Below are 12,658 nucleotides of genomic sequence, written 5' to 3'. Positions count from 1 at the left end.
TTAGAAGCAACGCGGGGCAACTGCGATGGCGTCGGCGTCGGTGTTGCTGAGAGTTGGGCTGCCAGTGGCTGCGGATATTTTTGAGCTCGCATTTTGATATAAGTCAGCGATCATTTGATCGTTGACGTGTTTGCTGTCAAAGAATATTTGACCATCGCGTAAGCCAATAATGCGAGTGAAGTTGCTGCGTGCAAGTTCGACATGATGAAGGCTGCAAATCAAGCTCGCGTTGCGTTCACGTGCCTCTTGTTGGAGCGTTTCGAGGGTTTGACTGGCTAATAATGGATCAAGTGCCGATAAGGGTTCGTCGACAAGCAGTAAGTGTGCATCCGAGAGTAGCAAGCGAGCCAAACCACAACGCTGGCGTTCACCACCAGAAAGCTGATCAACGCGCACATATAATTTATCCTCTAAGTGAAAGCGGGATAATGCATGGAATGCCGCAGCTGGGTCGATAGGTTTAACTAAATTTCTGAGTGCTTTGGCGATCGACCAGTGCGGTAAGTTTCCAGCCAATACCGTCGTGACCACGCGTTGCCGGGGCGGTAATGGTGGTGTTTGTGGTGCAAGAAATAAACGTCGCCGTAGGCGATGGCGTGCTTTATGCGAAAGCTGCCACGGCGATATGCCATTCATAAAAAAGCCGCCCGAGCTCGGTCGAATTGCACAGGCGAGGGTGTGAAGTAGTGTCGTTTTGCCCGCTCCCGATGGACCAATAATGGCAATCTGTTCTCCTTGTGCGATATCAATATTTATATCGCACAAGGCAAATTGTTGCGTCGTTTGTGATGCTTCAGCGATTCCTGCCGACGGCGACGATGTGCCATCGGCAGGATGTTTGACGTAGATCTGTTGCAGACGGACGTGCATTTGCTGCATTATTTCAGTAGTCCCGCGTTGTGGGCTGCTGCTTCAATAGCTTTGTAATTTTCTGCTTTTGTTGGAATAAAACGCTTAGTCCGCTGCAGTTCCAAAATTTCTTTGTCTTGTGGCTGATTGATATTCAAACTTAAAAATGCGTCAGTAATTTTTTTCTGCATGTCTGCCGGCATGTCGGCGCGGACTGACCAGTTGTAGTCAAAGTAGCCTGGTGTCGTGAAAAAAACATGGACTTGTTTCGTGTCGACTTTGTTTTGTGAAATCAACTTTTCCCAGACCGAGATATTCAATGCCCCAGCATCGACTTTGCCACCTGCTACCGCAGCAACGGTGGCATCGTGCGCACCAGAGAATGCAATACGCTTTAGATCGGTATCTGGATTGATTTTTGCTGCCAGCAAGAAAGAACGTGGCATCAAGTGTCCGGATGTAGAAGACTCCGATCCAAATGTGAATGTTTTTCCTTTTAAGTCTTCGAGTTTGTTAATGTCGTTCTTTGTGGTGATAAATACGGATTGAAATTTTTCGTCTTCTTCACGCTGCACCAGTGGTACGACTTGACCTTTGCTACGGACATTGGCTTGTACAAAAGTGAAGCCGCCAAACCAGACCATGTCCAATTTATGATTAATTAAACCCTCAACGGATGCAGCGTAATCAGTCACTGGGATAAATTCTACTTTGAGTCCTAATTTTTTTTCCAGATAGGCACCTAAAGGTTTGAATTTGCGTTGCAATTCGGTAGGAGCTTCGTCAGGAATAGCTGAGACACGTAGAACCTGCATCGGTGCGTTGTTTTGCTGTGCGATGCTCAGAGTCGAGAAGCTACTTAAACCTAGCACGGCGGTGGTAAAGAAGACGTTAAAAAGTCGTCGCGACACATTTTTTTTAGACATAATGCAAGATCCCATATGAAGGTTGGCGATTGAGTGGTTGCTTGATTCTTGTAGTGTAATGTTGAGCTTGCTTAGCTTAACATTTTATCCGTGAAGATGCTGGATTCGCGATGCGCCGGTGGATTAAGATTTGTCGTCAGAATGTGGATTCGGAGACGATTCCTGTGTTGGTTGTGGATTCAGGAAAAAAGACATGTTTCTACCATTCCTTTTTGCACGGTAAAGCGCAGCGTCGGCAGTAGTCAATAGGATATTTGGTTCGCTTGCGTCGTTACCGGGTAGTGTGCTGTATCCAATGCTGATGCTCACTTGTTGGGCGATTTGCGATTTTACGTGCGGAATATTCAGATCCCATATGGCCTGGCGAAGTTTTTCTGCAAATTGACTCGCGGCTTCTTGATTCATATGGGGTAGCATCAGTACGAATTCTTCACCGCCAAACCGCGCAACAACATCACTAGCGCGCTGCAATTGCTTCTTTAAAGTACTTGCAACCTGAATTAATGCATGGTCGCCGGCAACGTGGCCATAGTGGTCATTGAATTCTTTGAAGAAATCGATATCCACCATAAACACAGACAATGGTGTGTTTTGCCTTAGTGTGTGGCCAAGCGCCATTTTGTAATGTTCATCAAAGAAGCGTCGATTATAAAGGCCGGTCAACCCATCTGTGGTCGCTTCCTTTTTGAGTAATTCTGAATGACTACGGAGAATTTTTTCGCGTTTAATAGAGGTCGTTGAATCGCTGATCTGAATCAGGCAGAAACGTTCCTCAGCAATGGTAATGGGTGTCAGGGAGATCGACTGGTGAATACGTTTGCCAGTTTGCTCCAGTCCACGTTCATATAGCGCTAAAGGGGAACGATGAAGAGCGTTTGAGAGTACTACCGGTAAGCCATAATTGATCGTATTCGAAACCGCCGAGATAAATGAGGGGCTCGGCGCTTCAGAAAATGCCTCAGTGATATTTTTAGTTAAGGCTTCACCCGTTTTAACGCCGCTATGTTTTACGACCCAATCATTCCATAATGTGACCTGTTGTTGCCCATTAACAAGTATCAATCCTAAATTGATTGAATTGAAAATTTCTCCCATCGCATCTGGCGACGGTGGCAATAACCTAGGCATTAAATTGCTCCCAGAAAACGCTCTATTTGTGAGACCAATTCTCGCAGTGAAGTTGAACTCAGAACAAAGATCAGGTGTCCTTCGGAATGGCGTTTTTCTATCGCCAGGTCGATATGTAAGAGTAAAAGATATGGCTCATCGTCTTCGGTGGACACGCGTTGAAAGATATCTTCAATGGTCGCAACCGTATAATCAGGAAGTGAGCAATTCATAGGAATGTTGAGCATATCCGCCATCGCGGAAAGGCACGCATTGAGAATGATATTGCCCAATTCGCACATCGCCTCTTGCTCGAATTCCGCTAAATCTTCGATGCTAATTTGCGACCCCATCATGTCGCGTACAATCTCCAGAGCATGGGCTTCTGTAAAAAGTAAGATCGCCTCTGCTTCAAATGCACCTGTAAAGGTTTGGTGTACTGCGCCAAAACGCTCACTATCGAGTCCCATCACGGCTTTATCAATCTCTGAAGACTTACGAATCTCGACTGATGGAACGGACAGTCGAACTTCATCACCAACAATCTCCGAGAGACTTGCCGCCGCTCTGCCGGCACCGACATTGAAGACTTCACTCAATGCGTCCAGATGAAGTTCATTTAATGAAATCATTATTCACTCATGAAGTAATTAACAACGATGGCGATCGATTTTTCTGTCACCGGCTTGGCGACAAAAATTGACCCCAAAGAGTTTGCGCGAGTTTGCATCGCATCCTGGACATTGGCAGAGAAAATAGCGATACGTAGGTGTGAATTAGATTGCAATATTTGCTCTGCTGCGTCGGTACCTAACATGCCAGGCATGTTGATGTCCATGGTGCAAAAGTCGATGGCTTGTTCAGCGGCGATTTTTATCGCATCTTCCCCGCAGCCTGCCTCGACGATTTCCCATTCAGGGTGTACTGCTTTAATGTGCGCGCGTATGACCATACGCGAAACTTTACTGTCATCAACGATAAGAAGTTTTTTCATGATTTTTATTGCAATGCAAGTTGACGATAATATTTATGATAATACGTATTGCCGACATTTTACTCCACTGAAATTAATTTTTTTATGTTAAATCATCAATTATTGTTTCTTGAGTTTCCGCCAGAGTGTGGTGCGGCTGATTCCTAAATGAGAGGCAACGGCTTCGCGGTTATGATTGTATTTGTCCATTAATTTCTCTATGGAAATATTTTCTTCTTCTGTTTTTTTTATTAATGTATCAATTGCTAAGTTTGCCACGAAATGAGGTGACTTGGTATTGTTCATGACGGTTGATGAAGCAATTTCCGGCAATATTTTTTTTGCAAACCCTATATTTAATGCTTGCAACGGTTCTGCGCTTAAAAATAGGCCTAGGCGTTCCATCATGTTACGCATTTCGCGTACGTTGCCTGGCCAGTTGTAGTCCTCAAATACGACGCGACATGACTGTAACTCTGCATGTAAATTGAGGTGAGGTCGGGCACCCAGATTCGCTAAAGCATGTTTGAGACTCCATTCAGCAAGCGGCAAGATATCTTCAACCCTGTCTCTTAGTGGTGGTAGTTGCAGTCTTAAAATAGCAAGTCGGTAAAAAAGATCGGATCTGAAACTCCCGGCGTGAATTCTGGTATCGAGGTCGCAATGGGTAGCGCTGATAATCCGGACGTCAACAGGAATGGGACGTACACCACCAACCCGGACAATTTCACGTTCTTCCAGAACCCGTAATAAGCGGCTTTGAAGACTGAGTGGCATCTCGCCAATTTCATCCAAAAATAGGGTGCCCCGATGGGCAGCCTCAAACAATCCTGCATGGCCACCGCGCCGTGCGCCGGTAAACGCGCCTTCCTCATAACCAAATAACTCTGATTCAAGGAGAGATTCTGCAATCGCGCCGCAGTTAACTGCCACAAATGGGTGGCGTGCTCGCGGGCTTTCTCTGTGGATCGCTTGCGCAGCGAGTTCCTTGCCGGTGCCGGTTTCCCCTTGGAGTAAAACAGTTGCCGGAGAGCGGGCATAAAGGGTGATTGCCTGCCGGACTGCTTGCATCGCTGTTGAGGCGCCCCGTAAATCGCGAATGTCATGGCGCGCACGCAGTGCGTCAGTGGCGGGGTGGCGGCGCCCCCTCGCGGATTCTAATTGTGTCAATCTGGCAAGTTCAAGCGCATCGTCAAATGCTTGCCGTATTGAGCTTGCAGAATACATGAAGATACCTGTCAGGCCAGCCTCTTCTGCCAGGTCAGTAATTAAGCCTGCGCCGACGATTGCTTTAATGCCATTTGCTTTGAGTTCGCTGATTTGTGCTCTTGCGTCTTCTTCGGTAACGTAAGTTCGTTGTTCGATATTGAAACCAAATGTCGTTTTGAAGTCGGCCAGTTCTGGCATCGTTTCTTGATAGGTGATGATGCCTATTTCTGGCGATACCTTACGCGCTCGCGCCAAGCCTTGCATTACGTCAAAGCCACTGGCTTTTGCAATGACTACGGGTACCGGAAGGCGGTTTTTCAGGTAGGCACCGTTTGAACCAGCTGCAATTACGGCATCGCAGCGTTCGGTTTGTAAGCGTTCGCGAATATGCTGTACTGCTTCTTCAAAACCCATATAGAGCGGCACAATATCCGCATTGGCATCGTACTCCACCATGATGTCGCGAAACATATCAAATAATCTTGATATGGAGACGGTCCAGATCACTGGTTTATCTTGTGTTTCGCGTTGCGGTGTGATCGGTTTCATGGGGCTTAAAGAGTTGGTCGTCCGGTATCATGTTTGGACCGTTTGATGTCAAGCGGTGCACTCGCCATGTTTAGTTATGTTTTGAGAAATGTTTCAATGATTGTTTCAATGATTGTTTCAAAGATGTTTCAAAATTGGTTCAATGAATAGATTTGAAACGCCATTATGAAACATTACCATGACTTTCCGCAACAACTGATCGCCTGTTCGTCAGATTTAAGTCCTTGATTTTTATGAATCTACGGCTAATCTACCGCCCAGTGTGTATCACTTGGCACGCTGATTGCATTACGAGTAGTGAATTCTGTTCAATAAATCAGGCTTAAGTGATCGTGTTACTCGCGTACTGACATGAAACTGACGCCCCACTCACCTGAAAGATAACCACGACATGAGCAATTATTCCGCTGGTGCAGCCTTCCGTAAGGCAATGCAAGAAGAATCCCCGTTACAAGTAGTCGGTGCCATTAATGCCAATCATGCTTTGTTGGCAAAACGGGCTGGCTTTAAAGCGATTTACTTATCTGGCGGCGGTGTGGCAGCAGGTTCGCTGGGATTGCCAGATTTGGGCATTTCCAATCTGGACGACGTTTTGACTGATGTGCGCCGTATTACGGACGTATGTGATTTGCCTTTGTTAGTCGATGTTGATACGGGTTTTGGTTCTTCCGCATTTAATGTTGCACGCACCGTGAAATCAATGATTAAGTTCGGTGCAGCAGCGATGCACATCGAAGATCAGGTCGGCGCGAAACGTTGTGGTCATCGTCCTGGTAAAGAAATCGTCTCCAAACAAGAGATGGTAGATAGGATCAAAGCTGCTGTCGATGCGCGTACGGATGAAAATTTTGTCATTATGGCACGTACGGATGCATTAGCCGTTGAAGGTCTCGATGCCGCAATCGAGCGCGCACAGCTCTGCGTGGAAGCGGGCGCCGATATGATTTTCCCGGAAGCGATTACACAGCTGGAGATGTATAAACAATTTGCGAATGCGGTCAAAGTACCAATTTTGGCCAATATCACCGAATTCGGTTCCACCCCTTTGTACACAGTCGATGAATTGAAAGCCGCAGACGTTGGATTGGTTTTGTATCCATTGTCAGCTTTCCGCGCGATGAATAAAGCGGCTGAGAATGTGTACACGGCGATCCGTCGTGATGGAACTCAAAAGAATGTGGTCGACACCATGCAAACCCGCATGGAATTATATGATCGCATTAATTACCATGATTTCGAACAAAAGCTCGATGCGTTATTCGCGCAGCAAAAAGTAAAATAATTTTTGTCGATTGCGAAGCACACATCAAAAACAGGGAGCGATGATGTTTGTTTTGCATGAGAGAATTTAATAAATATTGTTTAGCCGTTGCGCCAAAGTGCAAAAGCAGACGCCGATTAAATATTAAAGCCGACTATTTTTTGGGTTTTATCTGCGTCTTATCCGAGTTGCATTTCTGTGTTGAGCGGTTTATTTAAAATCTGGAGAAGACCATGACCACTGAAACTACGAGCACTTTTAAACCAAAAAAATCCGTCGCTCTGTCCGGCGTGACAGCAGGTAATACGGCCCTTTGTACTGTCGGGAAAACCGGCAATGATTTGCACTATCGTGGTTACGATATTCTGGATGTGGCAGATGCCTGCGAATTTGAAGAAATTGCCCATTTGTTAGTCCATGGGAAGTTGCCAAATGCCGCCGAATTGCAGGCCTATAAAACAACCCTAAAAGCCCTGCGTGGATTGCCAGCAAATTTAAAAGCGGCATTAGAAACCTTGCCTGCGTCATCCCATCCTATGGATGTAATGCGTACAGGTGTATCCGTGCTGGGTTGCACCTTGCCAGAAAAAGACGATCACAATCTGCCTGGCGCGCGTGACATCGCCGATCGTTTAATGGCTTCTTTGGGTTCGATGCTTTTGTACTGGTATCACTTCAGTCACAATGGGAAACGGATTGAGACCGAAACTGACGATGATTCGATTGGCGGACATTTCCTGCACTTGTTGCACGGTAAAAAGCCCGGCAAATCGTGGGAAGATGCGATGCATACGTCGTTGATCCTGTACGCAGAACACGAATTTAATGCGTCCACTTTTACTGGACGTGTTATTGCTGGCACGGGTTCGGATATGCATTCCTCGATCACAGGTGCGATTGGCGCCTTGCGGGGTCCTAAGCACGGTGGAGCGAACGAAGTTGCATTCGAAATCCAAAAGCGTTATGACAATCCTGATGAAGCAGAAGCCGATATCAAAAAACGCGTAGAAAACAAAGAAGTTGTGATTGGCTTTGGACATCCGGTGTATACAATTTCTGATCCACGTAACAAAGTCATTAAAGAAGTTGCACGTAATCTTTCCGTTGAAGCAGGTTCAACAAAAATGTTCGATATCGCAGAGCGTTTAGAAACCGTTATGTGGGATATCAAAAAAATGTTCCCGAATCTGGATTGGTTCTCTGCAGTTTCCTACCATATGATGGGGGTACCGACAGCGATGTTCACCCCACTGTTCGTCATTGCCCGCACATCTGGCTGGGCTGCGCACATCATTGAACAACGTATCGATAATAAAATTATCCGTCCTAGCGCTAATTATGTGGGTCCGGAAGATTTGACTTTCGTCCCTCTGAAAGACCGTAAATAAGACTTGAAGGCAAGAAAAGAATCGTCTTCGCAATAAGGAAAGATGGTTGGCGGACAATCGGAGCTCGAACCTAGGAGCTCGAATCTCGTAGCTCGAATCTCGTAGCTAGTAGCTAGTGGCTACTAGATCGAGAGCAGAGTGTCCGTCGCCTTTTGTGCCGACCCCATTCTTTTCATTTCACTTTAATTTGCTGCAAAAAATGCTTCAACACCGGGCGACTACATCATGAATACACAATTCCGTAAATCCTTACCTGGTACCCAGCTAGATTACTTTGACGCCCGTGCGGCTGTCGATGCAATTAAGCCAGGTGCATTCGATACCTTGCCATACACATCTAGGGTATTGGCCGAAAATTTGGTGCGACGCTGCGATCCGGCGACGCTGACAGATTCATTAAAACAGCTGATAGAACGTAAGCGTGAATTGGACTTTCCGTGGTTCCCGGCGCGTGTGGTTTGTCATGATATTCTCGGTCAAACCGCATTGGTTGATCTGGCTGGTTTACGTGATGCGATTGCTGATCAGGGCGGTGATCCGGCGCAGGTGAATCCGGTAGTTCCAGTACAGTTGATTGTTGACCATTCATTGGCGGTTGAGTGCGGTGGATTTGATCCAGATGCGTTTGAAAAAAATCGCGCAATTGAAGATCGCCGTAATGAAGATCGCTTCCATTTCATTAACTGGACTAAGCAAGCATTTAAAAATGTGGACGTGATCCCACCAGGGAATGGCATCATGCACCAAATTAATCTGGAACGGATGTCGCCCGTGATTCATTCACAAAAAGGCGTGGCATTCCCGGATACTCTGGTCGGCACTGACAGCCATACGCCGCACGTGGATGCTTTAGGTGTTATCGCGATTGGCGTGGGTGGACTGGAAGCTGAAAACGTCATGCTTGGCCGCGCGTCGTGGATGCGTTTGCCAGACATTATTGGTGTGGAATTGAGCGGTAAGCCACAACCTGGTATCACTGCGACCGATGTGGTACTGGCATTGACGGAATTTTTACGTAAATCCAAAGTGGTCGGCGCCTATCTCGAGTTTTATGGCGTCGGAGCAGCTGCATTAACCTTGGGTGATCGAGCAACGATTTCAAACATGGCGCCAGAATATGGCGCGACGGCAGCGATGTTCAGTATCGATCAGCAAACGATCGATTATCTGAAACTAACTGGTCGTGAAGATGCGCAAGTCGCTTTAGTGGAAACCTACGCTAAAACAGCCGGTTTGTGGTCTGATACTTTGCACAAAGTGGAATACGAGCGTGTGTTAACGTTCGATCTGTCCACGGTCGTCAGAAACATGGCAGGTCCTTCTAACCCACATGCACGGGTGGCGACGTCAGATTTGGCTGCTAAAGGAATCGCTGGTGCGTGGGAAGACGTGCCAGGTCAAATGCCAGATGGCGCAGTGATTATTGCGGCAATTACCAGTTGCACGAATACCTCCAATCCACGCAATGTAATTGCAGCAGCACTGTTGGCGAGAAATGCCAATCGTTTGGGTCTTACTCGCAAGCCTTGGGTTAAGTCTTCCTTGGCGCCGGGCTCGAAGGCAGTTACGCTGTATCTGGAAGAAGCCGGTTTGATGACCGATCTGGAAAAACTTGGATTTGGTGTTGTTGCTTATGCGTGTACCTCATGCAATGGTATGTCTGGTGCCTTGGATCCGGTCATACAACAAGAAATTATTGATCGTGATTTGTATGCGACGGCTGTTTTATCCGGTAACCGTAACTTTGATGGACGTATTCATCCTTATGCAAAGCAAGCATTCCTGGCATCCCCACCATTAGTGGTTGCTTATGCGATTGCGGGAACCATCCGTTTTGATATTGAGAAAGACGTCCTCGCCGTTGTTGATGGCAAGGAAATTCGTCTCAAAGACATCTGGCCTGCTGACGAAGAAATTGATGCAATCGTCAAATCTAGCGTAAAACCAGAAATGTTCCGTAAAGTCTACGAGCCGATGTTTGCGATACAAGCTGCGGCAACCGATACAGTGAGCCCATTGTATGACTGGCGTCCTCAAACCACCTATATTCGCCGCCCACCGTATTGGGAAGGCGCCCTGGCAGGTGAACGTACGATGCAGGGAATGCGTGCATTGGCAGTATTAGGTGACAATATTACGACGGATCATTTGTCGCCATCAAACGCGATTATGCTTGATAGCGCAGCGGGCGAGTATCTGGCAAAAATGGGATTGCCTGAAGAAGATTTCAATTCGTATGCGACACATCGTGGCGATCATTTGACAGCGCAACGTGCGACGTTCGCTAACCCGACATTGAAAAATGAAATGGTCCGTGATGCTGAAGGCAAAGTCAGAGCCGGTTCTTTAGCGCGGATTGAACCAGAAGGTAAAGTGACCCGTATGTGGGAGGCGATCGAGACCTATATGGAGCGCAAGCAACCATTGATCATCGTCGCTGGCGCAGATTACGGTCAAGGTTCGTCGCGTGATTGGGCGGCCAAAGGTGTGCGCCTTGCCGGCGTTGAAGTGATTGCAGCAGAAGGTTTTGAACGGATTCATCGGACTAATTTGATTGGTATGGGCGTTTTGCCGCTGGAATTTAAACCAGGTGTCAATCGCCTGACGTTGAACCTCGACGGGTCTGAAACCTATGACGTTATTGGTGAGCGTCAAGCGCGTAAAGATCTGACTATGGTCATTCACCGTAAAAATGGTGAACGCCTTGAAGTGCCGATGACGTGCCGTCTGGATACCGCCGAAGAAGCGTCGATCTATGAGGCGGGTGGCGTCTTACAAAGGTTTGCTCAAGATTTTTTAGAGTCAACGAAAGCTGCATGATTTTTTAATCTGTTCAACGGAAACACGCAGACACAGACTCGCAGACATGCAGAGCATCAGAGGTGACGGGAAAAAATACGACTCATTTTTTATGAGGATGTGTGTTTTAGTTTTTCTTGAAATTGACAAGAGTTTGGTCAGGTCAAACTTTCACCTCGTCTCTTTTTATGTCTCTGTGCCTTTATGTTGAGCAGGTTTAAGGTTTTAAAGTTTTTAGGTTCAAAGTTTTTAAAATACGAAAGATGAACAATGACGCATCCAGCTCAAATTAAAATTCCAGCGACATACATCCGTGGTGGTACCAGCAAGGGTGTATTTTTCCGCTTGCAGGACTTGCCTCTGGCAGCGCAAGTCCCTGGTGCTGTTCGTGATGCGATTTTGTTGCGCGTCATTGGTAGCCCAGATCCTTATGGTAAGCAAATAGACGGTATGGGTGGTGCGACTTCGTCCACCAGTAAAACCGTGATTCTGTCTAAAAGCAGCAAACCAGATCACGATGTCGATTATCTATTTGGGCAGGTCGCGATCGATAAAGCGTTTGTTGATTGGAGTGGGAATTGCGGTAACTTATCGGCGGCGGTTGGTTCATTTGCGGTCAGTGCTGGTTTGGTTGATGCGACGCGCATTCCTCAAAATGGTGTTGTCGTAGTCCGTATTTGGCAAGCAAATATCAGTAAAACGATCATTGCACATGTGCCTATCAGCAATGGTGAAGTACAGGAAACGGGTGATTTTGAGCTTGATGGCGTCACCTTTCCGGCGGCAGAGGTTCAGTTGGAGTTTATGGACCCAGCGGCAGATGAAGAGAGTGCGGGCGGATCAATGTTCCCGACTGGTAACTTGATCGATGAATTAGACGTGCCTGGCGTTGGTGTTTTAAAAGCTACCATGATCAATGCAGGTATCCCTACCATTTTCGTCAATGCGGATGCAATAGGTTATCTGGGTACGGAATTGCAGGATACGATCAACGGCGACAACAAAGCCCTGGCAATGTTTGAAACTATTCGCGCGCATGGTGCCTTGCGTATGGGCCTCATCAAACATATCGATGACGCTGCCAAACGTCAGCATACGCCGAAGGTTGCCTTCGTCGCGCCACCAGCAGACTACGTTTCTTCAAGTGGTAAGCCCGTCGCCGCCGCTGACGTTGATTTGCTTGTCCGTGCCATGTCTATGGGCAAATTGCATCATGCCATGATGGGTACGGCGGCGGTTGCCATTGGAACCGCAGCAGCGATTCCCGGCACTTTGGTGAATATTGCTGCCGGTGGCGGCGAGCGCAGCGCGGTTCGTTTTGGACATCCGTCAGGAACTCTGCGAGTCGGTGCTGAAGCAACCCAAATCAATGGCGAATGGGTGGTTAAAAAGGCAATTATGAGCCGAAGCGCACGTGTACTTATGGAAGGGTGGGTGCGTATTCCCGGTGATAGCTTCTGATTTTTAAATAAATCGCGAGTTCAACTATGAAGTGCAACTGAAGATAAATGGTTAAAGGTGGGAAGATGCAGTAGCATCCGGCCTTCCAGACCTCCAAGTCAAAGTTGCCCGAAATGACATACACACATCTTACCCA

10 protein-coding genes are annotated in these 12,658 nt (G+C 47.1%); 4 read left to right on the top strand and 6 right to left on the bottom strand.

Annotated features, from left to right (window positions below):
- From ACO0K1_RS16135 to prpR, 6 genes are all read right to left on the bottom strand, one after another.
- The gene (locus tag ACO0K1_RS16135) at positions 1 to 870 is read right to left on the bottom strand and encodes a phosphonate ABC transporter ATP-binding protein (RefSeq protein WP_423027591.1); all 870 of its coding nucleotides are present in this window, start codon (positions 868 to 870) and stop codon (positions 1 to 3) included.
- A gap of 8 nt (positions 871 to 878) precedes the next feature.
- Positions 879 to 1,775 carry a putative selenate ABC transporter substrate-binding protein gene (locus tag ACO0K1_RS16130; protein WP_423027538.1) on the bottom strand — a complete coding sequence of 299 codons (897 nt, stop codon included), beginning with the start codon at positions 1,773 to 1,775 and terminating at the stop codon, positions 879 to 881.
- 123 nt (positions 1,776 to 1,898) lie between these two features.
- The gene (locus ACO0K1_RS16125) at positions 1,899 to 2,903 is read right to left on the bottom strand and encodes a diguanylate cyclase (RefSeq protein ID WP_423027536.1); all 1,005 of its coding nucleotides are present in this window, start codon (positions 2,901 to 2,903) and stop codon (positions 1,899 to 1,901) included.
- Positions 2,903 to 3,514 carry a chemotaxis protein CheC gene (locus ACO0K1_RS16120; RefSeq protein ID WP_423027534.1) on the bottom strand — a complete coding sequence of 204 codons (612 nt, stop codon included), beginning with the start codon at positions 3,512 to 3,514 and terminating at the stop codon, positions 2,903 to 2,905. The genes ACO0K1_RS16125 and ACO0K1_RS16120 overlap by 1 nt, the downstream gene beginning before the upstream one ends.
- Complete coding sequence (locus ACO0K1_RS16115; protein WP_423027532.1) at positions 3,514 to 3,876, bottom strand: response regulator transcription factor; 363 nt, start codon at positions 3,874 to 3,876, stop codon at positions 3,514 to 3,516. The genes ACO0K1_RS16120 and ACO0K1_RS16115 overlap by 1 nt, the downstream gene beginning before the upstream one ends.
- A 99-nt stretch (positions 3,877 to 3,975) precedes the next feature.
- Positions 3,976 to 5,613: a propionate catabolism operon regulatory protein PrpR gene (gene prpR / locus ACO0K1_RS16110; protein WP_423027530.1), complete on the bottom strand. Its 1,638-nt coding sequence runs from the start codon at positions 5,611 to 5,613 to the stop codon at positions 3,976 to 3,978.
- Between the two features lie 391 nt (positions 5,614 to 6,004).
- On the opposite strand from prpR, the gene prpB reads away from it, so the two are divergent.
- From prpB to prpF, 4 genes are all read left to right on the top strand, one after another.
- Complete coding sequence (prpB, locus tag ACO0K1_RS16105; protein WP_423027528.1) at positions 6,005 to 6,895, top strand: methylisocitrate lyase; 891 nt, start codon at positions 6,005 to 6,007, stop codon at positions 6,893 to 6,895.
- A 212-nt stretch (positions 6,896 to 7,107) separates the two neighbouring features.
- On the top strand, positions 7,108 to 8,262 hold the full coding sequence (prpC, locus tag ACO0K1_RS16100) for a bifunctional 2-methylcitrate synthase/citrate synthase (RefSeq protein WP_423027526.1): 1,155 nt from the start codon (positions 7,108 to 7,110) through the stop codon (positions 8,260 to 8,262).
- A 225-nt stretch (positions 8,263 to 8,487) separates the two neighbouring features.
- Positions 8,488 to 11,082, top strand: a complete 2,595-nt coding sequence (gene acnD, locus ACO0K1_RS16095) for a Fe/S-dependent 2-methylisocitrate dehydratase AcnD (RefSeq protein WP_423027524.1) — start codon at positions 8,488 to 8,490, stop codon at positions 11,080 to 11,082.
- 249 nt (positions 11,083 to 11,331) lie between these two features.
- The gene (gene prpF / locus ACO0K1_RS16090; protein ID WP_423027522.1) at positions 11,332 to 12,522 is read left to right on the top strand and encodes a 2-methylaconitate cis-trans isomerase PrpF; all 1,191 of its coding nucleotides are present in this window, start codon (positions 11,332 to 11,334) and stop codon (positions 12,520 to 12,522) included.
- Positions 12,523 to 12,658 lie beyond the last annotated feature (136 nt).

The sequence above is a fragment of the Undibacterium sp. SXout20W genome, assembly GCF_049340285.1.
Taxonomy (GTDB): Bacteria; Pseudomonadota; Gammaproteobacteria; order Burkholderiales; family Burkholderiaceae_D; genus Undibacterium.
Note: the sequence above shows the minus strand (reverse complement) of the source record. Positions and strands in the feature narration are given on the sequence as shown.

What these genes read in the sequence shown, in the direction of transcription:
- ACO0K1_RS16135 (WP_423027591.1), bottom strand. Translation starts at nt 870, where the DNA reads ATGCACGTCCGTCTGCAACAGATCTACGTCAAACATCCTGCCGATGGC.
- ACO0K1_RS16130 (WP_423027538.1), bottom strand. Translation starts at nt 1,775, where the DNA reads ATGTCTAAAAAAAATGTGTCGCGACGACTTTTTAACGTCTTCTTTACC.
- ACO0K1_RS16125 (WP_423027536.1), bottom strand. Translation starts at nt 2,903, where the DNA reads ATGCCTAGGTTATTGCCACCGTCGCCAGATGCGATGGGAGAAATTTTC.
- ACO0K1_RS16120 (WP_423027534.1), bottom strand. Translation starts at nt 3,514, where the DNA reads ATGATTTCATTAAATGAACTTCATCTGGACGCATTGAGTGAAGTCTTC.
- ACO0K1_RS16115 (WP_423027532.1), bottom strand. Translation starts at nt 3,876, where the DNA reads ATGAAAAAACTTCTTATCGTTGATGACAGTAAAGTTTCGCGTATGGTC.
- prpR (WP_423027530.1), bottom strand. Translation starts at nt 5,613, where the DNA reads ATGAAACCGATCACACCGCAACGCGAAACACAAGATAAACCAGTGATC.
- prpB (WP_423027528.1), top strand. Translation starts at nt 6,005, where the DNA reads ATGAGCAATTATTCCGCTGGTGCAGCCTTCCGTAAGGCAATGCAAGAA.
- prpC (WP_423027526.1), top strand. Translation starts at nt 7,108, where the DNA reads ATGACCACTGAAACTACGAGCACTTTTAAACCAAAAAAATCCGTCGCT.
- acnD (WP_423027524.1), top strand. Translation starts at nt 8,488, where the DNA reads ATGAATACACAATTCCGTAAATCCTTACCTGGTACCCAGCTAGATTAC.
- prpF (WP_423027522.1), top strand. Translation starts at nt 11,332, where the DNA reads ATGACGCATCCAGCTCAAATTAAAATTCCAGCGACATACATCCGTGGT.